Here is a 20874-nt window from a genome sequence, read left to right as displayed (position 1 = left end):
TCGTGGGCAGCACACACCGTCGGGTCGATTCTCCCGACGACTACGACAACCTCGGCGGTAACCCGACTCTTCCCGAGCAGTCCTTACTATTCGCCCCGGCCCGCGAGGTCGCGCAGCCGGCGGGTCTGCGCCTCGCGCTCGGCCCGCTGCTGCTCGGGGTGGGAGCGGTCGGCGGCAGCGGCGAGCAGCGCCTTGATCTCCACCACCGCGTCCCGGTCACCGGCGAGCAGACCGGCGGTGAGATCCCGTACCGCCCCGTCCAGTTCGGTCTTCGGCACCACCAGGTTGGCCAACCCGATCCGCTCGGCCTCGGCGGCGTCCATCCGCCGGCCGGTGGCGCAGAGCTCCAGGGCACGCGCATAGCCGACCAACTCGACCAGCCGCTTCGTGCCGGCCAGGTCGGGGACCAGGCCGAGGGTCACCTCGGCCATCGAGAAGCGGGCGTCCTCGGCGAGCACCCGCAGGTCGCAGGCGAGCGCGAGCTGGAAACCCGCGCCGATGGCATGGCCCTGCACGGCCGCCACCGAGATCACGTCCGGACGGTGCAGCCAGGTGAAACCCTGCTGGTAACCGGCGATCCGGTCGGCGCACTCCTGCTCGGGCAGGGTGGACAGCTCAGCGAAGGAACCCGGCCCCTGGGCACCGGCCACCGACAGGTCGAGGCCGGCGGAGAAGGACCGCCCCTCGCCACGTACCACCACGACGCGCACGTCGCCGGGCAGGTCCCGGGAGAAGTCGCTCATCGCGCGCCACATCGCCGGGGTCTGGGCATTGAGCACGTCGGGCCGGCACAACGTGACCGTCGCGACCGGCCCGTCGCAGTGCAGTCGCACCCCGGCTGTCTCGGCGGTCACCGGACCACCCGGGGCGCGCTGACGGACGACGCTGGTGGGCGGGTCACGCCTTCTTACGACGCCGGGCGCCGCCGCGCTGCCGCAGCTGCACACCGGACTCGGTGAGCACCCGGTGGATGAACCCGTAGGATCGCCCGGTCGAAGCGGCGAGCGCACGGATGCTCTCCCCGCCGGTGTACCGCTTTACCAGGTCCTTGGCGAGCGTCTGACGCTCGGCTCCGACGATCCGGCGACCCTTCTCAGTGCTGGTGGCTGTGCCAGTGGCTGCCATGCTGATTCCTCACGTCCCAGACTGTGCGGTTCGATACGGTCCCACCTATTAGACCGCCTCGAACGATCATGCGCCAGATATCAACTCTTCGCCAACCGACACGCTATGCAGTGTCGCCAACCCGATAGAGTGACGGCCCGGCCGGTCGTCGGCGGGAACCGCGCCGTCGCGGGCCCGGTGAGCGGCCCGTAGCCTGCCGGTCGTGACCGACCTGTGGGGTGCCGTGAGCGCAGCCGCGGCCGTCTTCGCTGCCACCAACCTCGACGACATCGTGGTGCTGACCGTGCTCTTCGTGGCCGCCCGGGGCACCGGACGGCCCCGCCCGTGGCAGATCGTGTCCGGCCAGTACCTCGGCATCACCGCTCTCGTCGCGGTGGGCCTGGTGGTCGCCGCCGGCCTGCTGGTGGTCCCCGACCCGTGGACCGGCCTGCTCGGGCTGCTGCCGGTCGCGCTCGGGGTCCGGGCGCTGCTGGCCCGCACCGACGACGACGCTCCGCCGTCCGTGGTCGGCGGGCTGCTCGGGGTCACCGGCGTGACGATCGCCAACGGTGCCGACAACATCGCCGTCTACGTCCCGGTGTTCCGCTCCCTCGACCCGGGCACCGCGCTCGTCTACCTGCTGGTCTTCGCGGCCCTGGTCGCCGTCTGGTGCGGGGCCGCCGCCCTGCTGGGCGGCCACCCCCGGGTGGTCCGCCTGATCGGCCGGGCCGGCCACTGGCTGGTCCCGGCCGTCTTCATCGGCATCGGTCTGGTGATCCTCGTCGGCTCGGGCGTCCTCGGCCGGCTGGCCGACCTCGCCGGCTGACCGTGACCGGCGGGATCAGGCCAGCTCGACCAGTTCGAGCAGGTCGTCGCTCCAGGCGTCCTCGTCACCGTCGGGGAGCAGGATCGCCCGGTCGGGCTTGAGGGCGAGCACCGCGCCGGGGTCGTGGGTGACCAGCACGATCGCGCCGGGGTAGTTGGCAATGGCGTCGAGCACCTGCTCGCGGCTGACCGGGTCGAGGTTGTTCGTCGGCTCGTCCAGCAGCAGCACGTTCGCGCCGGAGCAGACCAGGGTCGACAGGGCGAGTCGGGTCTTCTCGCCACCGGAGAGCACCCCGGCGGGCTTGTTCACGTCCTCGCCGGAGAACAGGAAGGCACCGAGGATCTTGCGGAGGTCGGTGTCGGACTGCTCGATCGCCGCCGCCCGCATGTTCTCCAGCACCGTCCGCTCCACGTCCAGCGTCTCGTGCTCCTGGGCGTAGTAGCCCAACCGCAGGCCGTGCCCGGCGTGCACCTCGCCGGTGTCCGGTGGGAGCAGCCCGCCGAGCATCCGCAGCAGGGTGGTCTTGCCGGCACCGTTGAGCCCGAGGATGGCCACCCGGGAGCCGCGGTCCACCGCGACGTTCACGTCGGTGAAGATCTCCAGCGAGCCGTACGACTTGGAGAGGCCGGTCGCGGTCAGCGGGGTCTTGCCGCACGGCGCGGGGTTGGGGAAGCGGACCTTCGCCACCTTGTCCGAGACGCGCACCTCCTCCAGCCCGGAGATCAGCTTCTCGGCCCGGCGGGCCATGTTCTGCGCCGCGACGGTCTTGGTGGCCTTGGCCCGCATCTTGTCGGCCTGCGCCATCAACGCGCCGGCCTTCTTCTCGGCGTTGGCCCGCTCCCGGCGACGTCGCCGCTCGTCGGTCTCCCGGGCCTCCTGGTAGGCCTTCCAGCCCAGGTTGTAGACGTCGACCACGGAACGGGTGGCATCCAGGAACCAGACCTTGTTGACCACCGACTCCAGCAGCGAACCGTCGTGGGAGATCACGATCAGACCGCCCTTGTGGTTGGCGAGGAAACCGCGCAGCCAGGTGATCGAGTCGGCGTCGAGGTGGTTGGTGGGCTCGTCGAGCAGCAGGATGCCGCCGCCGTTCTCACCGGCGTCCCGGAACAGGATCCGGGCCAGCTCGATGCGGCGGCGCTGGCCACCGGAGAGGGTGCCGATGGTCTGGGCGAGCGCCCGGTCGGGCAGCCCCAGGTTGGCGCAGATCCGGGCGGCCTCGGCCTCGGCGGCGTACCCGCCCAGCGAGGCGAACTGGTCCTCCAGCGCGCCGTAGCGGCGGACCAGCTTGTCGTCGACGCCCTCGGCGAGCCGCTGCTCGATCTCGTTCATCTGGGCCATCAGCACGTCCAACCCCCGGGCGGAGAGCACCCGGTCCCGGCCGGTGACCTCCAGGTCGCCGGTACGCGGGTCCTGCGGCAGGTAACCGATGGCGCTGCGCCTGTCGATCTGCCCGCTGTACGGCTGCCCCTCGCCGGCCAGCACCTTGAGGGTGGTGGTCTTGCCGGCGCCGTTGCGGCCGACCAGTCCGATCCGGTCACCGGGCTGTACCCGAAGGGTGGTGTCGGACAGTAGAATCCGGGAACCGGCGCGCAGCTCCAGGCCGGTGACACTGATCATTTCCGGTACTCGCTCTCGGGATCTGGAAGGGCTGACTCAGGGCACGCGAAAGCGCCGGCGGGTCGGTGGTTCCCGTCGGCGCGGGGCGATTCAGCCTTCGCAGCGCAGCACCCGACAAGTGTACCGGGGCGGCCCGGCGCACACCGTCCGGATTACCGTACAAGATCATCGGGTACCGGAAACGCCGTCCGGACCCGGTCCGGTACCGCAACCCTCAGACGTGACGAATCGGTGATCGGGGTCAACATGGAGCTGAACGAGAACGCGCGGGTCGACACCGGCCAGGTGGACGACCGGCGAGGATCCGGCGGGGGTGGCGGGATGGGCATCCCGATCCCCGGCGGTGGTGGGCGTGGTGGCATCGTCGGGCTCATCATCGCCGTGCTGGTGGCCCTGGTGGGTGGCGGATTCGGGCTGAACGCGATGAACGGCGGCGGCGGTGCCGAATCGGGCGACAACACGTCACTGGAACAGAAGTGCTCCGCCGACGACGCGCTGAAGCAGCTGGACTGCCGCAACACCCTCTACGTCAACTCGATCCAGGCGTACTGGCGGACCTCGTTGCCGGAGCGGTTCGGCCAGCAGTACCAGCCGTCCAAGACGGTCTTCTTCAGCCAGGGCGTCAACACCGGCTGCGGCCAGGCCGACTCCGGCGTCGGGCCGTTCTACTGCCCGGCCGACGACCTGGTCTACATCGACCTGACCTTCTACCAGACCCTCGCCGACCAGCTCGGCGCGGAAGGTGAGTTCGCCCAGCCGTACGTGCTTGCCCACGAGTACGGCCACCACGTGCAGGACCTGCTCGGCACCGAGGCACAGATGCGCCGCCAGCAGCAGCGGGACCCGGGCAGCGCCAACGCGCTCTCGGTCAAGCTGGAACTCCAGGCCGACTGCTACGCCGGCGCCTGGGCCAAGAACGCCACCGGTACCGCCGACGAGCAGGGCCAGAAGATCTTCAAGAGCATCACCGAGCAGGACATCGCACAGGCGATCGACACCGCCGAGAAGATCGGCGACGACGCCATCTCCAAGCGGGCCAACCGCCCGGTGAATCCGGAGGAGTTCACCCACGGCTCCTCCGAGCAGCGCAAGCAGTGGTTCACCAAGGGCTACACCAGCGGCGACCCGAAGACCTGCGACACCTTCGGCGGCAGCCTCTGACCGGCACCGCAGCGGCACCGGCACGGCGGTCGGATGGGCGCACGCCCACCGGCCGCCGTCGTCGTCGCGACCGGCTCAGGCCGGATCGCGGACCAGGACGTGGACCGCGCGGGCGGCGGTGACCGCGCCGACCAGCACCGCGTGCCGTGGTTCGGGCACGTCGAGCAGCCGTTCGGCACGCCGCGCGGCGAGCGGGGCCAGCCGCCGGTCGGCAAGCACCGTGTCGACGGCCCGCCGGTCGCCACCGCAGACCAGCGCCGCCAGCGTCGCCGCCTCGGGCAACAGCAGTCGTACGGCCAGGTCGGCCGCGTCGCCCAGGGCCGCCTTCGCCTGGTTGTCCCGCCGCCGGGCGAACCGCTGCTGGGACCAGCCCCCGGCGGCGGTACGGCCCTGCACGTAACGGGTGTCCACCTTGGAGACCAGTAGCTCCTCACCGACCGCCACACCGACCGCCACCGCGCCCTTGCGGGCGAGCAGCAGCCCGATCCGGCGGGGCGCGGCGGCGACGCCGACGAATCCCGGCAGGCCGTCGATCCGCGAGGGCGCGTCGGTGTCTCCCGCCGCGTCGCCGAGGGGCGGGGCACCTGGTGGGAGGTGCAGCTCGGCGGTCGCGCCGTCGGGGGCGGTGAGCAGCAGCCCGTACCCCTCGATGGTGGTGGTGGGCGGGCCGTGCCGATCGGCGAAGCCCTCGGCCCAGCGCGCGACCCGGACCGGGTCGACCTCGACCCACCGGCCGCCGCCGGCTGCGGGTCGGCTGCTCATGACCCGACCGTACGGCACGGTGGTCGGCCCGCCCCGCCGGCACCGGGCCCGCGCCACCGACCGCCGGCATCGCCGGGCCCGGCGATGCCGGTCGGCGGTCGCATCCGCCGACACAGCCCGCCGACACAGCCCGCTACGGCGTGCACCGCGACGCCGTAGCCGGCCACCAGACCGGGCCAGGAACGCGGCGCTCACGACGATCGGTGACGGGCCGATCCGCACTCCCGCAGGGTCCGCTGTCGGCGCGCGGCGCTGGCCGCACGGACGGGACTCTGCATCGGGTACCCCTCGATCATCGGCCCATCATCGACCCGAGCCCGCCGTGCCGCCACCGGATTCCCCGGCACTGCGGATCCCGGACGTCATGCCACGCTGATCAGCACGTCGGCCCAGGGTCAGCCGCGAAGACGGAGCGGGCACGGCACCCGGTGAGGGGTGCCGTGCCCGCGGAGCCGACCAGGGTCAGACGTTGAAGCCCAGGGAGCGGAGCTGGTCCCGCCCCTCGTCAGTGATCTTGTCCGGGCCCCATGGCGGCAGCCAGACCCAGTTGATCCGGATGTCGTCGACAAGTCCCCCACCGGGGCCGGTGGTCAGCGCCTGCCGGGCCTGGTCCTCGATCACATCGGTGAGCGGGCAGGCCGCCGAGGTCAGCGTCATGTCCAGGGTGGCGATGTTCTGGTCGTCCACGTGCACGCCGTAGACTAGGCCGAGGTCGACCACGTTGATGCCGAGCTCGGGGTCGACGACGTCCTTCATCGCCTCCTCGATGTCGGCGACGACCGCCCTGCCCCCGGCCTCGACCGTCCCTGCGGCGGCCGGGGCCGACTCGACACCCGCCGCCCCGTCGACGTCCGCCGTCGCGTCGCCGGCCGAGGTCCCGGCGACACCGGGCGGGGCGTCGGCACCCGCCACCCCGGCAGCGCCGTTGACGGCCGGCGGCGGCACCGCGCCGGGCGGTGTGGTGGTGCTGGCGTCGCCGGTCGCCGGCGTCGCCTCGGTAGCGGTGTTCTCGCTCATGCCTCAACCTCCGTCGGGCTCACGCCCACCCCCGCGCGTGCCGCGGCGTCCTTGAACGCCATCCACGGCAGCAGCGCGCACTTGACCCGGGCCGGGTAGCGGGCGACACCCGCGAACGCCACCCCGTCACCGAGTAGTTCCTCGTCCGGCGTGACCTGGCCACGGCCGGACATCAACGTCACGAATCCCGCGTGCACGGCGGCGATCTCGGCCGCGCACCGACCGGACAGCCGGTCGTACAGCACGCTCGCCGACGCCTGGCTGATCGAACAGCCGACCCCGTCGTACGAGATGTCCGCCACGATGTCGCCGACGGTGGCCACCCGTACGGTCACCTCGTCACCACAGGTCGGGTTGACGTGGTGCGCCTCGGCCACCCGGGCGGCCGGGTCGTCGGGATCGCGCAGACCGCGCCCCTGCGGGCGCTTGTAGTGGTCCAGGATGATCTCCTGGTAGAGCTGGTCCAGCTGCATCAGTCGAAGATCCTCCGCACCTGTTCGAGGCCCGACACCAGGGCGTCGATCTCCTCCGTGGTGGTGTACAGGTAGAACGACGCCCGGGTCATGGCCGGCACACCGAACCGGGTGCAGACCGGCTTGGCGCAGTGGTGACCCACCCGCACCTGCACGCCGAGCGAGTCGAGGACCTGCCCGACGTCGTGCGGGTGCACGTCGCCGAGCGCGAACGAGATGGTGCCACCCCGGCCGACCGGCACCGTCGGACCGAAGATCCGCAGCCCCGGCACGGTGGCGAGGGCGTCCAACGCGTAGGCGGTCAGCTCCTTCTCGTGCCACTGGATCGCCCGCATCCCGACGCCGGTGAGGTAGTCGACCGCCGCGCCGAGCGCGACCGCCTCGGCGATCGGCGGGGTGCCCGCCTCGAACCGGGCCGGCGGTGCGGCGAACGTGGACCGGGCCATCGACACCGTCTCGATCATCGAGCCGCCGCCCATCACCGGTGGCATCGCGGCGAGCAGCTCGCCCCGGCCCCAGAGCACGCCGATGCCTGTCGGGCCGCACATCTTGTGCCCGGTGAAGACGACGAAGTCGGCGTCCAGGTCGACCACGTCCACCGGCAGGTGCGGCACCGACTGCGAGCAGTCGAGCAGCAGCAACGCACCCACCTGGCGGACCCGCCCGGTGATCCGGGCGGTGGCGTTGACCGTGCCGAGGATGTTGGAGGTGTGCACCAGCGAGACGATCTTCGTCCGCTCGGTGACCAGCTCGTCCAGCCCCGACTCGTCGAGCCGGCCGTTGTCGGTGACCGGGAACCAGCGCAGGGTCGCGCCGGTCCGCTCGGCAAGCAACTGCCAGGGGACGATGTTCGAGTGGTGCTCCATCTCGGAGATCACGATCTCGTCGCCGGGGCCGAGCCGGAACCGCTCGTCGGCGTCCGTGCGCAGCGAGGCGTTGGAGAAGGCGTACGCCACGATGTTGATCGCCTCGGTGGAGTTCTTGGTGAACACCACCTCGTCCACGCTCGGCGCGTTGACGAACGCGGCGATCTTGGCCCGTGCGCCCTCGTACGCCTCGGTCGCCTCGGTGCCCAGCGTGTGCACCGAGCGCGACACGTTGGCGTTGTGCATCGCGTAGTGCCCGGTGAGCACGTCGAGCACCTGACGAGGCTTGTGCGAGGTGTTGGCGCTGTCGAGATAGACCAGCCGGTGTCCGTTGACCTCCCGGTCGAGGATCGGGAAGTCGGCGCGAACCGCGGCGACGTCGAAGCGCGGCACGTCGTCGTACTGCGGCATCCCGTCCGGGATGGCGATGGTGGTCATCTCAGCGGCCCCTGTCCGTGTGGGTTCAGACCCGCGCCGCGCCGGCTCCGGCGACGTACCGCTCGTAGCCCTCTTCCTCGAGCTTGTCGGCCAGCTCCGGGCCGCCCTGCTCGACGATCCGGCCGGCCACGAAGACGTGCACGAAGTCGGGCTTGATGTAGCGCAGGATGCGGGTGTAGTGGGTGATCAGCAGCAGACCGGTGTCGCCGGTGTCGCGGACCCGGTTGACCCCCTCGCTGACCACCCGCAGCGCGTCCACGTCGAGGCCGGAGTCGGTCTCGTCGAGGATGGCGATCTTGGGCTTGAGCAGCTCCAGCTGCACGATCTCGTGCCGCTTCTTCTCGCCGCCGGAGAAGCCCTCGTTGACGTTGCGCTGGGCGAACGCCGGGTCCATCTGGAGCTTCTCCATCGCGCCGCGCAGCTCGCCGCCCCAGGTACGCAGCTTCGGGGCCGTGCCGTCGATGGCGGTCTTGGCGGTCCGCAGGAAGTTCGCCACCGAGACGCCGGGCACCTCGACCGGGTACTGCATGGCCAGGAAGAGGCCGGCGCGGGCCCGCTCGTCGACGGTCATCTCCAGCACGTCGACGCCGTCGAGGGTGACCGAGCCGCCGGTGATCTCGTACTTGGGGTGACCGGCGACCGAGTACGCCAGGGTCGACTTGCCGGAGCCGTTCGGGCCCATGATCGCGTGGGTCTCCCCCGACCGGACGGTCAGGTCGACACCGGACAGGATCGGCTTGAGCTCGCCCTCGGGCAGCTTGACCGACACCTTCAGGTCGCGGATCTCCAGGGTGCTCATTATCGGGTCACTCCATTGCTCGGCGTCAGACTGACGTAGATGTCGCCGTCGCGTACGTCGACGGGATAGACGGGAACGGGTTCGGTGGCGGGCAGCCCGCTGGGCTCACCCGTCCGCAGGTCGAAACGGGAACCGTGCAGCCAGCATTCCAGCGTGCAGCCCTCGACCTCACCCTCGGAGAGCGCGACCGAGGCGTGCGAACACTCGTCGTGGGCAGCGTAGAACCGGCCGTCGGTGCCGTGCACCACGGCGATCTGGGTGCCGTCGACGTCGGCGCTGATCACGGTGCCCTTCGGCACGTCCTCGGTGGAGCAGATCCGGATCACGTCAGGCACCGGCCTTCGTGAGCCGGGCCTCGATCGCGTCTCCCAACCGCTCGCGCAGCGACTCGACCGGGATCTTGTTGATCAGCTCGGCGAAGAAGCCCCGGACCACCAGGCGGCGGGCCTCACCCTCCGGGATGCCCCGGGCCATCAGGTAGAACAGCTGCTCGTCGTCGAACCGGCCGGTCGCGCTGGCGTGGCCGGCACCGGCGATCTCGCCGGTCTCGATCTCCAGATTGGGTACGGAGTCCGCCCGCGCGCCGTCGGAGAGCAGCAGGTTCCGGTTGATCTCGTACGTGTCGGTGCCTGTCGCCCCGGCCCGGATCAGCACGTCACCCACCCAGACGGTGTGCGCCTCGTCGCCCTGCAACGCGCCCCGGTAGCCGACGTACGAGCGGCAGTCCGGCACGTTGTGGTCGACGAGCTGGCGGTGCTCCAGGTGCTGGCCGCCGTCGGCGAAGTAGACGCCGTACAGCTCGGCCTCGCCGCCCCGGCCGGTGTACTCGACTGTGGTGTTCTGGCGGACCAGGTCACCGCCCAGGCTGACCTGGATGTGCGACACCTTGGCGTCCCGGCCGAGCCGGACCTTCAGGTGCTGGGCCTGCACCGCGTCGGCGGCCCAGTCGGCCACCGTGACCAGGGTCAGCTTCGCCCCGTCGGCCACCGCCACCTCGACGTTGTCGGCAAGCGTCGCCGAACCGACGTGCTCCAGCACCAGCACCACCTCGGCGAACCGGCCCACGTCGACGAAGGTGTGCCCGAAGGCCAGCCCGGCGGCGTCGTCGCCGACCACCCGCAGGGTCACCGGGGTGTCGACCACGGCGTCGGCCGCGACCTCGACCAGCAGCGCCTGCCCGGCACCGCCGTACGCCAGCGCGCTGACCCGGTCGACCGGGGTGAGCACGCTACCCACCCGGGGATCGTCCCGGCCGATCCGCCCGACGGTGACGCCGGCCGGCAGCTCGGCGTACTCGTGGCGGACCGCACCGGTGGCGGCCGGCGCCCCGCCGGTAAGCCCACGCAGCCGCTTGAGCGGGGTGAAGCGCCACTCCTCCTCCAGGCCGGTCAGGGCCGGGAAGTCGGCGACGTCGTACGAGCGGAGCGCCTGCGACTTGGTGCTCGGTGGCGCGGAAGCCTGGATAGTCATCTCTTCCTTGGTCTGTCTGTCCGTGGTATTGAGCGGAGGGTGGGTCGGGCTGCTCGCGGGCCGGGCCGATGGGCCGCGGCCGCTCCGGCGGGTGGGTCGGGCCGGGCCGCGACCGCTCCGGCCGGTAGGCGACCCGGGCCGGCGGTCGGCGTCAGCCGACCGCGCCCTCCATCTGGAGTTCGATCAGGCGGTTGAGCTCCAGGGCGTACTCCATCGGGAGCTCCTTGGCGATCGGCTCGATGAAGCCCCGCACGATCATCGCCATCGCCTCGTCCTCGCTCAGACCCCGGCTCATCAGGTAGAAGAGCTGGTCATCGCTGATCTTGGAGACGGTCGCCTCGTGCCCCATCGACACGTCGTCCTCGCGGATGTCGACGTAGGGGTAGGTGTCCGAGCGGGAGATGGTGTCGACGAGCAGCGCGTCGCACTTGACCGTGCTCCGGCTGTGGTGCGAACCCTCAAGCACCTGCACCAGACCCCGGTAGGAGGTACGGCCGCCACCCCGGGCGATCGACTTCGAGATGATCGACGACGAGGTGTGCGGCGCGGCGTGCACCATCTTGGCCCCGGCGTCCTGGTGCTGGCCCTCGCCGGCCATCGCCACCGAGAGCACCTCGCCCTTGGCGTGCTCGCCGGTCATGTAGACCGCCGGGTACTTCATGGTGACCTTGGAGCCGATGTTGCCGTCGACCCACTCCATGGTGGCGCCCTCGTGGCAGACGGCCCGCTTGGTGACCAGGTTGTAGACGTTGTTCGACCAGTTCTGGATGGTCGTGTAGCGGCAGCGGGCGTTCTTCTTGACGATGATCTCGACGACCGCGCTGTGCAGCGAGTCGGAGGAGTAGAGCGGCGCGGTGCACCCCTCGACGTAGTGCACGTAGGCGCCCTCGTCGACGATGATCAGCGTCCGCTCGAACTGGCCCATGTTCTCGGTGTTGATCCGGAAGTACGCCTGGAGCGGGATCTCCACGTGCACGCCCTTCGGCACGTAGATGAACGAGCCGCCGGACCACACGGAGGTGTTCAGCGCGGCGAACTTGTTGTCGCCGACCGGGATCACCGTGCCGAAGTACTCCTTGAAGACGTCCTCGTGCTCCTTGAGGGCGGTGTCGGTGTCCAGGAAGAGGACACCCTGCTCCTCCAGGTCCTCACGGATCTTGTGGTAGACCACCTCGGACTCGTACTGCGCGGCGACCCCGGCGACCAGCCGCTGCTTCTCCGCCTCGGGGATGCCCAGCCGGTCGTAGGTGTTCTTGATGTCCTCCGGCAGGTCCTCCCAGCTGGTGGCCTGCTTCTCGGTGGAGCGCACGAAGTACTTGATGTTGTCGAAGTCGATCCCGGTGAGGTCGGCGCCCCAGGACGGCATCGGCTTGCGGCCGAACAGCCGCAGGCCCTTCAGCCGCAGGTCGAGCATCCAGGCCGGCTCGTTCTTCTTCGCCGAGATGTCCCGCACCACCGCCTCGTTGATGCCGCGCTGGGCGGTGGCCCCGGCGGCGTCGGAGTCGGACCAGCCGTACTCGTAGCGACCGAGGGCGGCGAGCTGCTCTTCCTGGGTCAGGGGCTGGACGATCTGCTCGGTCATCTATCTGTCCTCACAGTGGTGACGGTGTTACCGGACTGGGCACGCGGTTGGGCCGGAATGTGCGTGGTGCACACCCCGTCGCCGTGCGCGATGGTGGCCAGGCGCTGCACGTGGGTGCCGACCAGACGGGAGATGACCGCCGTCTCGGCCTCGCACAGCTGGGGGAACTCGGCGGCCACGTGCGCCACCGGGCAGTGGTGCTGGCAGAGCTGACCGCCGGAGGCGATCGTGGACGCGTTGGCAGCGTAACCCTCGGCGGTGAGCGCGCCCGCAAGTGCGTCCGACCGGGCGAGCGGATCGTCGCCGGCGTCCTCCATGGCGGCCCGGCAGCGGGCCTCCAGCGCGGCGACCTGGTCGGCGGCGAACGCCTCGACCGCATCGGGGCCACCGCTGCGGGCGATCCAGCGCAACGCGGCGGTGGCCATGTTGTCGTAGTGGTGGGTGCCACAGCGCACCCGGGCGGCGTCGGTGAGCAGGAAGACCTTCGCCGGTCGCCCCCGGCCCCGGCTGCCCCGCACCGTCTGCTCCCGGACGAGCACGTCACCGTCAGCGAGCATCGCGTCGAGGTGCCGGCGGATCGCGGCGGGGCTGAGGCCGAGCGCCGAGCCGAGTTGCCCTGCCGTGGACGCCCCCTGCTCCAGCAGGAGCTGGGTCACCCGGTCCCGGGTGGAAAGATCGCCGGCGGCAGCGGAGGTCGACTCCGGTGCCGCGCCTCGCGCGCCGCCAGCCTGATCAGCACCTCGCGCGCCGCCAGCCTGATCGGCACGTCGCACGGGACGGCGCGACCGCGCGCCGACGCCGACGACCGGTCCGGTCGTCGGCGAATGCCCGGAGAGCGCCGCCACGTTTTTCACAACGCCAACGTTACGTAATTCGCCGGAGGGCTGCAAACCCCACTCCGGTGATTCCGCCCACCGGGTCGGTGGAGTCACCCGATCGGGAACCACTACGGTGCGTAGGATTCGCGTCGTGAAGCGATCCGTCCGGTTCCCGGCCCCCGCCGCGCTGGTCCGCCTGCCCGACCGGTTCCCGGTCTCGACCACCCTGCTGCGCCGCCTCGCGTACGCCTCGATCGTGGCCAACGTGGCGATCGTGGTCACCGGCGGGGCGGTCCGGCTCACCGCGTCGGGGCTCGGCTGCCCGACCTGGCCCCGGTGCACCGACGCGTCGTACACCACGACGGCCGAGATGGGCGTGCACGGGGTGATCGAGTTCGGCAACCGGCTGCTCACCTTCGCGGTCGGGGCGATCGCCCTGGCCACCCTGTTGGCCGTGCTGGCCCACCGGCCCCGGCGCACCGGCCTGCTCGGACTGGCGGTGGCGGTGTTCCTCGGCATTCCGGCGCAGGCCGTCATCGGCGGGATCACCGTGCTGACCAACCTCAACCCGTGGGTGGTCGGGCTGCACTTCCTCGCCTCGATGGCGGTCATCGCGGCGGCGTACGCCCTCTGGCGTCGGGTGGTCGACCCGGACGGGCCGGCGATGCCCGTCGTGCCCCGACCGCTGCGCAGCCTGGCCCTGCTCACCACCGCGGTCAGCGTCGCGGTCCTGGTCGTCGGCACCTGGGTGACCGGCAGCGGCCCGCACGCCGGCGACCACGGCGCGGCCCGCAACGGGCTGGATCCGGAGACGATCTCCCAGGTGCACGCCGACGGGGTGTTCCTGCTGATCGGGCTCTCCGTCGCGCTGGTCCTCGCGTTCCGCGCGGTCGACGCGGCCGGCCCGGCCCGGGCCGCCCTGGTGCTGGTCGGGGTGGAGCTGGGGCAGGGCCTGATCGGCTTCGTGCAGTACTTCACCCACCTGCCGGCCGTGCTGGTCGCCGCGCACATGCTCGGCTCCTGCCTGGTGCTGCTGGCCACCCTGGCGATGCTCTGGTCGACCCGGCAGCGCCGCCCGCTCCCGACCGGTCAGGTCAGTCCCCGGGCAGCGACGGAGCAGGTGCCGTCCCCCGTCTGAGCGCACCCCACCCGCACCCAGCGCGCCCCACCGACATGCCCACCGCGCGCCCACCGACATGCCTCAAGGTCACGCTCGAACATGGTTGTAGTGGCCTCGCTACGCCCGGAGGCCACTACAACCACGACAACACCGTTGCGTTAACGCCGTGGGCGGCTGGTCAACCCGGGACAGGAAGTGCCAGATCGGGGAGCGGGGTGGGCCCGCTCGGCGATCATGGAGTGGTGGTGCCGACTTTGGGGTTTTACGGGCGTTCTGTCACCCACCACAACTCCATGATCGGCGAGGCAGCGCTGGTCGACGAACAGCCGTCGCAACGGTGTTGACAACCACGAAGTAGCACGAGCTTGCTGGGTTGGGTACGAGGCGGCCTTGCCAGTGGGGATGGGTGGAGCTCGTGGTGGGGTGGGTCAGCGGCGGGCGAGGTGGGTGAGCACCGCGTCGGCGAGCCGGTCGGGGGCCCCGTCGGCGTACCCGAGGAACAGCGACGGCTCGGTCAGCTCCAGCTCGATCAGCACGGGCGTGCCGTCCGGCCCCGGGACGAGATCCACCCGGGCGTAGAGCAGCCGCTGCGGGCCTCCCGGGACCTCGGTCAGCACCCGCGCGGCGACGGCCAACTGCTCGTCGGTCGCGGCACTCGGCCCGATCTCGGCAGGCCTGTAGGACCACTCGACACCCGGATCCGGGCCGTCGAGCATGGCGCCCTTGCGGACGGCGTGGCTGAAGACCGGGCCGTCCGGGCCGGCCAGGAAGAGCAGCGCGGTCTCACCGACGGTGTCCACCGCCTTGAGGTACGGCTGGACCATGGCGACCCGGCCGGCCGTCGACAGCCGGTGGACGTGCCGGACGGCCAGGGTCCGCTGCTCCGGGTCGGTCAGGTCGTACCGGCCGGTGTCCCGGCTGCCGGCGCTGACCGTCGGCTTCACCACGTAGTCACCGGGCGTCGAGGGCGGCTCCCAGGATGCTCCCGGCTCGACCCAGGAGGTCGGCACGGTGGGCACCCCGGCGGCGGTGAGCTCGCTCAGGTAGCGCTTGTCGGTGTTCCAGTCGACCACGTCTGCGGGGTTGACCAGGGTCGGCACGCCCCGCGCCCAGGCGACGAACTCGTCCCGCCGGGGTACGTAGTCCCAGGGCGACCTGAGTACCACCAGGTCGTAGCGACCCCAGTCGACCCGGGGGTCGTCCCAGACGGCGGTGTCGACGGTGACGCCACGCGCCGCCAGCGGGGCGAGCACGAGTCGGTCGTCCGGGACGAGGTCGGCGAAGTGGGAGCAGGTGACGAGAGCGACCCGGGGTTCCCCCCGGGTCGGCTGGTCGGTGGTCAAGGTGTCGTCAACGGGACATCGTGCGCCTGGCCATCGACCGCCACAGGTCGTTGCTCGGCCGCATCTGGTCCATCAGCTCGCGCTCCCAGGCGTTCTCGACGGTGACCCCCGCCTGGGCGCACGCCTCCCGGGCGGTGACGGTGTCCTCGGCGAACTGGTCACCCCATGCACCGTCGGTGCCGACCAGGACGATCCGCGCACCCCGCTTGCCGACGTACTCGATGACCGCCTTCGCGCCGCCGTGTGCGGCGGCGAAGGACTTGATGCCCGAGACCAGCCCGTTGGGGGCCGGTTCGGCGGTCTGCTCAGCCGTCAGCGTCGTATCGGAACCTTCTGCCATGGCCGAAGCCTAAGCAGACTGGCACCCCTACGCGCGAGAATCATGAACTATTTGTGATACCAATTACCCGAAGGTTTGTCGGAAAGTAGAGGCCAATTACCCGCATATGTCCGATAAATTCGGGCACAATCCTCCGGTGGATCGTCCCGATGTGCCCACCTTGCGGTGCATTGCCGCACCCGGAAAAAATCTCATCATCCGGACGCGATTCCGGCCGGCTCCTTCGGCACGACGGCCGTCCCGGCCCCCGTAGGGGACAAGACCCACCGGGCGCCCCTGCCCCGGCGGGGACGAGGTCCATCGGCGGGGAACCGAGGGCCACGCGGGCGCGCGGAGCGGGTTCAGAGCAGCGCGTCGAGGGCCACCGCGGCGAACACGATGGTCAGGTAGGTGGTCGACCAGTGGAACAGGCGCATCGGCTTGACCGGCTCGCCCCGGGTCACCCGCCGGCAGAGCTTGTGCGCCTCGACCAGGAAGACGGCACCCACCAGCGCGGTCGGTACCCCGTAGATCGCACTCATGCCCATCGGCCACAGCGCCAGAGAGGTCGCCACGGTGAGCCAGGCGAAGATCAGGATCTCGGCGTTGACCCGCCGGGGCGAGGCCACCACCGGCAGCATCGGGATCCCGGCGCGGGCATAGTCGTCCTTGTACTTCATGGCCAGCGGGTAGAAGTGCGGCATCTGCCAGAAGAAGACCACCGCGAACAGCGCCCAGGCCTGCGGCGCCAGCGAACCGGTCACCGCCGCCCAGCCGATCAGCACCGGCGCCGCCCCGCACGCCCCGCCCCAGAAGGTGTTCGCCGTCGTGGTGCGCTTGAGCCAGAGGGTGTAGACCAGGTCGTAGTAGACGATCGCGGCCAGCGTCAACGCCGTCGCCAACAGGTTGGTGAACGTCGCCATCAGGGCGATCGAGACCGCCGCCAGCACCAACCCGAAGACCAGGGCGCTGCGGGGCGAGACGGTGTGCGCCGGCAGCGGACGCCGCTTGGTGCGCCGCATCAACTGGTCGATGTCCCGGTCGATGTAGCAGTTGAGCACGCTCGCCGCGCCGGCGGCGAGCGAGCCGCCGGCAAGCACCACGGCCATCAGCCACAGCGACGGCAGGCCACCGTCGGCGAGCATCATCGCCGGCACCGTGGTCACCAGCAGCAGTTCGACGATGCGGGGCTTGGTCAGCGCCACGTACGCCGACACCACCGCACGGACGTCCCGTCGGCGGGCCACCGGTTCCCCGGTCACCGTGCGCACCGGCGGCTGCCCGGCAGAGTTGCTGACGGGGCGCTCGGTGATCATGCTCACGGATTGCCACCTTCCGGCGTCGGCAGGGGAGGTCGGTTCGGCGGGACCCGGAGGGGTCCACACACCGGACCACACACTACGCGCCGTCGTTTTCGCTGCCCGGGCGACCCGACAACGGTGCGGGCCGTCACACCTGACGGGTGACCGAACGATCCGGCCCGCGCATACGTAACTGCCTGCTGAGATCCCCGGGCGGACGTTTAGACCCGCTCGATAGGGTCACCAGTGAGGGTTCCGCCCATCTGCCGAGGAGCACAACCATAGTGGCTGCCAACCGACCCGCACTCAACTGGACCGACCTCGACCGCCGGGCCGTCGACACCGCCCGCGTCCTGGCCATGGATGCCGTGGAGAAATCCGGCAACGGCCACCCCGGCACCGCGATGAGCCTCGCGCCCGCGGCGTACCTGCTGTTCAACCGGGTGATGCGACACAACCCGGCCGACCCGAACTGGCCCGGCCGGGACCGCTTCGTGCTGTCCGCCGGGCACTCCAGCCTGACCCTCTACATCCAGCTCTTCCTCTCCGGTTACCCCCTGAGCCTGGAGGACCTGAAGTCGCTGCGGCAGTGGGGCTCGCTCACCCCGGGCCACCCCGAGCACGGCCACACGCCGGGCGTCGAGACCACCACCGGCCCGCTCGGGCAGGGCCTGGGCAACGCGGTGGGGATGGCGATGGCGGCCCGCCGCGAGCGCGGCCTGTTCGACCCGGAGAGCGAGCCGGGCGCCTCGGTCTTCGACCACAACATCTGGTGCATCGCCTCCGACGGCGACATCGAGGAGGGCATCAGCCACGAGGCGAGCGCCCTCGCCGGGCACCAGCAACTGGGCAACCTCACGCTGATCTACGACGACAACGAGATCTCGATCGAGGACGACACCCGGATCGCCAAGAGCGAGGACGTCGCGGCCCGCTACGCGGCGTACGGCTGGCACGTGCAGACCGTCGACTGGCGGGCCGGCGACGCCGACCAGGGCGACTACCACGAGGACGTCGAGGCGCTCTACCAGGCGCTGCTGGCGGCGAAGGCCGAGACCGGCCGCCCCTCGTTCATCGCGCTGCGCACCATCATCGGCTGGCCCGCGCCGAACAAGAAGAACACCGGCAAGATCCACGGCTCGGCGCTCGGCGGCGACGAGGTGAAGGCGACCAAGGAGATCCTCGGCTTCGACCCGCAGCAGAGCTTCCAGGTCGACGAGGACATGCTCACCCACGCCCGTGGGGTGCTCAACCGGGGCGTCGAGGCCGAGCAGGCGTGGACCGGCGAGTTCGACGGCTGGGCGCGGGCCAACCCGGAGCGCAAGGCGCTCTACGACCGGATCGCCGGCCGGGTGCTGCCGCAGGGCTGGACGGACGCGCTGCCGACCTTCCCCGCCGACGCCAAGGGCGTGGCCACCCGGGCCGCCTCCGGCAAGGTGCTGGAGGCGCTCGCCCCGGTGCTGCCGGAGCTGTGGGGCGGCTCGGCCGACCTGGCGGAGAGCAACAACACCACCATGAAGGGCGAGCCGTCGTTCATCCCGGCCGCCCACGCCACCAAGGACTTCCCCGGCCACGAGTACGGCCGCACGCTGCACTTCGGCATCCGTGAGCACGCCATGGGCGCGATCCTCAACGGCATCGCCCTGCACGGCGGCACCCGCCCGTACGGCGGCACCTTCCTGGTGTTCAGCGACTACATGCGCCCGTCGGTACGGCTCGCCGCGCTGATGAAGCTGCCGGTGACGTACGTCTGGACGCACGACTCGATCGGCCTCGGCGAGGACGGGCCGACCCACCAGCCGGTGGAGCACCTGACCGCGCTGCGTGCCATCCCGGGCCTGGACGTGGTCCGCCCGGCCGACGCCAACGAGACCGCCTGGGCGTGGCGGCAGGCGCTTGAGCACACCGACCGGCCGACCGCGCTGGCGCTGAGCCGGCAGCCGCTGCCGACCCTGGACCGTGAGCGGTACGCCGGGGCCGAGGGCACCGCCAAGGGCGGGTACGTGCTGGCCGAGGCGTCCAACGGCAAGCCGCAGGTGATCATCGTGGGCACCGGTTCCGAGGTGCAGCTCTGCCTCACCGCCCGGGAGCGGCTGGAGGCCGACGGCACCCCCACCCGGGTCGTCTCGATGCCCTGCCAGGAGTGGTTCTACGAGCAGGACGAGGCCTACCGGGAGTCGGTGCTGCCGCGCGGGATCAAGGCCCGGGTGAGCGTCGAGGCCGGCATCGGGATGTCCTGGCGGGGCGTCGTCGGCGACCTGGGCGAGAGCGTCAGCCTGGAGCACTACGGCGCGAGCGCCCCGCACACCGTGCTGTTCGAGCAGTTCGGCTTCACCCCCGACCGGATCGTGTCCGCCGCGCACGCGGCGCTGACCCGGGTGGGCGACATCACCGGTTTCACGACCGGCAACTGAGGAGAGCGTGGACGACATGACGGACAGACTGGGTGACCTCACCGCCGCCGGAGTGGCGGTCTGGCTCGACGACCTTTCCCGGGTACGACTGAGCTCCGGCGGGCTGGACAAGCTCCGCCGCGAGCAGCACGTGGCCGGGGTGACCACCAACCCGACCATCTTCGCCAAGGCGTTGAGCGACGCCGACGAGTACAACTGGCAGCTGAAGGACCTCGCCACCCGGGGCATCGAGGTGGAGGAGGCGGTCCGGATGCTCACCACCTACGACGTGCGCTGGGCGTGCGACGTGATGCGCCCGTCGTACGACGGCAGCGACGGCGTCGACGGGCGGGTCTCCATCGAGGTCGACCCCCGGGTCGCCCACGACACCGACAAGACCGTCGCCGAGGCCAAGGCGCTGTGGTGGCTGGTCGACCGGCCGAACCTGTTCATCAAGATCCCGGCGACCGAGGCGGGGCTGGCGGCGATCACCGCGACCCTGGCCGAGGGGATCAGCGTCAACGTGACGTTGATCTTCGGGCTGGACCGCTACTCGGCGGTGATGGAGGCGTTCCTCACCGGTCTGGAGCAGGCCAAGGCCAACGGCCACGACCTGTCCGCGATCGGCTCGGTGGCCTCGTTCTTCGTCTCCCGGGTCGACTCCGAGATCGACAAGCAACTGGACAAGATCGGCTCCGACGAGGCCAAGGCGCTGCGCGGCAAGGCCGCCGTCGCCAACGCCCAGCTCGCCTACGAGCGCTACACCGAGGTCTTCTCCTCCGACCGTTGGCAGGCCCTGGCCGACGCCGGCGCCCACCCGCAGCGCCCGCTGTGGGCGTCGACCTCCACCAAGAACCCGGACTACCGGGACGTGATCTACGTCGAGGAGCTGATCGCCCCCGGCACCGTCAACACCATGCCGGAGTCGGTGGTCCAGGCGTACGCCGAGCACGGCGAGACCCGGGGCGACACCATCACCGGCGCGTACGACGCGGCCCGGCAGGTCTTCGCCGACCTGGCCGCCGTCGGCATCGACATGGACGAGGTGATCGCCACCCTGGAACGGGAGGGCGTGGAGAAGTTCGAGACCAGCTGGGGTGAGCTGCTCGAAGGCGTACGCAAGTCGCTGACCGCCGCGGCGCAGGGCACCGGCACGCCGAACGAGGCGGCCAAGGGCAACGCCGAGGCGGCCCGGCGGGCCGGCGGGAACGCGTGACCGACGGCGTCGGAGGCGTCGCGGGGCCCTGCCCCGCGACGCGCCACGCCGTCGCCACCGCACCACCGGTGGCGACGTGAGTGAGCTGTCGACCGGCCCGGCCGATGCCGGTGCCGGTCTCGCGGTGCCCGGGACGGACGCGGTCGGACCGACCGCGCCCGTTTCCGTGCCGGCCGCCCTGTACGCGCGGGGCTTCCCGGTGGCACCATCCGACCGGGGCCGGCCGACTGCTACGGCGGCCCCTGG

The 20874-nt window shown here is 71.1% G+C and carries 20 protein-coding genes; 5 read left to right on the top strand and 15 right to left on the bottom strand.

What is annotated here, in order from left to right:
* Positions 1-86: 86 nt before the first annotated feature.
* On the bottom strand, positions 87-854 hold the full coding sequence (locus OHQ87_RS03900) for an enoyl-CoA hydratase/isomerase family protein (protein WP_328345015.1): 768 nt from the start codon (positions 852-854) through the stop codon (positions 87-89).
* Positions 855-897: 43 nt separating this feature from the next.
* Complete coding sequence (locus OHQ87_RS03895; protein WP_007072022.1) at positions 898-1125, bottom strand: helix-turn-helix domain-containing protein; 228 nt, start codon at positions 1123-1125, stop codon at positions 898-900.
* Positions 1126-1327: 202 nt separating this feature from the next.
* Between OHQ87_RS03895 and OHQ87_RS03890 the strand changes: the two genes are divergently transcribed.
* On the top strand, positions 1328-1930 hold the full coding sequence (locus OHQ87_RS03890) for a cadmium resistance transporter (protein WP_328345013.1): 603 nt from the start codon (positions 1328-1330) through the stop codon (positions 1928-1930).
* Positions 1931-1945: 15 nt separating this feature from the next.
* Here the strand turns inward: OHQ87_RS03890 and OHQ87_RS03885 are convergent, their stop codons facing one another.
* Positions 1946-3550, bottom strand: coding sequence for an ABC-F family ATP-binding cassette domain-containing protein (locus OHQ87_RS03885; protein ID WP_328345011.1), 1605 nt, complete (start codon positions 3548-3550; stop codon positions 1946-1948).
* 246 nt (positions 3551-3796) lie between these two features.
* On the opposite strand from OHQ87_RS03885, the gene ypfJ reads away from it, so the two are divergent.
* Positions 3797-4711: a KPN_02809 family neutral zinc metallopeptidase gene (gene ypfJ / locus OHQ87_RS03880; RefSeq protein ID WP_328348730.1), complete on the top strand. Its 915-nt coding sequence runs from the start codon at positions 3797-3799 to the stop codon at positions 4709-4711.
* Positions 4712-4786: 75 nt separating this feature from the next.
* Here the strand turns inward: ypfJ and OHQ87_RS03875 are convergent, their stop codons facing one another.
* The 9 genes from OHQ87_RS03875 to OHQ87_RS03835 all read right to left on the bottom strand — a co-directional run bounded on the left by OHQ87_RS03875 (position 4787) and on the right by OHQ87_RS03835 (position 12774).
* Positions 4787-5473 (bottom strand): acVLRF1 family peptidyl-tRNA hydrolase, encoded by a 687-nt coding sequence (locus OHQ87_RS03875; protein ID WP_328345009.1) that lies wholly within the window; start codon positions 5471-5473, stop codon positions 4787-4789.
* Positions 5474-5935: 462 nt separating this feature from the next.
* On the bottom strand, positions 5936-6385 hold the full coding sequence (locus tag OHQ87_RS03870) for a metal-sulfur cluster assembly factor (protein ID WP_328348729.1): 450 nt from the start codon (positions 6383-6385) through the stop codon (positions 5936-5938).
* Positions 6386-6486: 101 nt separating this feature from the next.
* Positions 6487-6963: a Fe-S cluster assembly sulfur transfer protein SufU gene (sufU, locus tag OHQ87_RS03865; protein ID WP_328345007.1), complete on the bottom strand. Its 477-nt coding sequence runs from the start codon at positions 6961-6963 to the stop codon at positions 6487-6489.
* Positions 6963-8267 (bottom strand): cysteine desulfurase, encoded by a 1305-nt coding sequence (locus OHQ87_RS03860; protein ID WP_328345005.1) that lies wholly within the window; start codon positions 8265-8267, stop codon positions 6963-6965. The genes sufU and OHQ87_RS03860 overlap by 1 nt, the downstream gene beginning before the upstream one ends.
* A 25-nt stretch (positions 8268-8292) precedes the next feature.
* On the bottom strand, positions 8293-9066 hold the full coding sequence (gene sufC, locus OHQ87_RS03855) for a Fe-S cluster assembly ATPase SufC (protein WP_328345003.1): 774 nt from the start codon (positions 9064-9066) through the stop codon (positions 8293-8295).
* A complete protein-coding gene (locus OHQ87_RS03850) occupies positions 9066-9392 on the bottom strand; it encodes a non-heme iron oxygenase ferredoxin subunit (RefSeq protein ID WP_328348728.1) in 327 nt (108 codons plus the stop codon). Before OHQ87_RS03850 ends, sufC begins: the two co-directional genes overlap by 1 nt.
* A 1-nt stretch (position 9393) precedes the next feature.
* Positions 9394-10536: a Fe-S cluster assembly protein SufD gene (gene sufD, locus OHQ87_RS03845; protein WP_328345001.1), complete on the bottom strand. Its 1143-nt coding sequence runs from the start codon at positions 10534-10536 to the stop codon at positions 9394-9396.
* A gap of 151 nt (positions 10537-10687) precedes the next feature.
* Positions 10688-12118 carry a Fe-S cluster assembly protein SufB gene (gene sufB, locus OHQ87_RS03840; RefSeq protein ID WP_328344999.1) on the bottom strand — a complete coding sequence of 477 codons (1431 nt, stop codon included), beginning with the start codon at positions 12116-12118 and terminating at the stop codon, positions 10688-10690.
* Positions 12115-12774 carry a helix-turn-helix transcriptional regulator gene (locus OHQ87_RS03835; RefSeq protein WP_328344997.1) on the bottom strand — a complete coding sequence of 220 codons (660 nt, stop codon included), beginning with the start codon at positions 12772-12774 and terminating at the stop codon, positions 12115-12117. The genes sufB and OHQ87_RS03835 overlap by 4 nt, the downstream gene beginning before the upstream one ends.
* A gap of 313 nt (positions 12775-13087) precedes the next feature.
* Here OHQ87_RS03835 and OHQ87_RS03830 point away from each other — a divergent pair, with 313 nt between their 5' ends.
* Positions 13088-14074, top strand: a complete 987-nt coding sequence (locus OHQ87_RS03830) for a COX15/CtaA family protein (RefSeq protein WP_328344994.1) — start codon at positions 13088-13090, stop codon at positions 14072-14074.
* A gap of 410 nt (positions 14075-14484) precedes the next feature.
* Here the strand turns inward: OHQ87_RS03830 and OHQ87_RS03825 are convergent, their stop codons facing one another.
* The 3 genes from OHQ87_RS03825 to OHQ87_RS03815 all read right to left on the bottom strand — a co-directional run bounded on the left by OHQ87_RS03825 (position 14485) and on the right by OHQ87_RS03815 (position 17040).
* Positions 14485-15399, bottom strand: coding sequence for an ATP-grasp domain-containing protein (locus tag OHQ87_RS03825; RefSeq protein ID WP_328344992.1), 915 nt, complete (start codon positions 15397-15399; stop codon positions 14485-14487).
* A 7-nt stretch (positions 15400-15406) separates the two neighbouring features.
* On the bottom strand, positions 15407-15739 hold the full coding sequence (locus OHQ87_RS03820) for a hypothetical protein (RefSeq protein ID WP_328344990.1): 333 nt from the start codon (positions 15737-15739) through the stop codon (positions 15407-15409).
* A 341-nt stretch (positions 15740-16080) separates the two neighbouring features.
* Positions 16081-17040: a heme o synthase gene (locus tag OHQ87_RS03815; RefSeq protein ID WP_328344988.1), complete on the bottom strand. Its 960-nt coding sequence runs from the start codon at positions 17038-17040 to the stop codon at positions 16081-16083.
* A 263-nt stretch (positions 17041-17303) separates the two neighbouring features.
* Here OHQ87_RS03815 and tkt point away from each other — a divergent pair, with 263 nt between their 5' ends.
* Together tkt and tal are read left to right on the top strand one after the other, a co-directional pair.
* On the top strand, positions 17304-19433 hold the full coding sequence (tkt, locus tag OHQ87_RS03810) for a transketolase (RefSeq protein WP_328344986.1): 2130 nt from the start codon (positions 17304-17306) through the stop codon (positions 19431-19433).
* 16 nt (positions 19434-19449) lie between these two features.
* Complete coding sequence (gene tal / locus OHQ87_RS03805; RefSeq protein ID WP_328344984.1) at positions 19450-20628, top strand: transaldolase; 1179 nt, start codon at positions 19450-19452, stop codon at positions 20626-20628.
* The last annotated feature ends 246 nt before the right edge of the window (positions 20629-20874 follow it).

Source organism: Micromonospora sp. NBC_00421 (genome assembly GCF_036017915.1).
Taxonomy (GTDB): Bacteria; Actinomycetota; Actinomycetes; order Mycobacteriales; family Micromonosporaceae; genus Micromonospora.
Note: the sequence above shows the minus strand (reverse complement) of the source record. Positions and strands in the feature narration are given on the sequence as shown.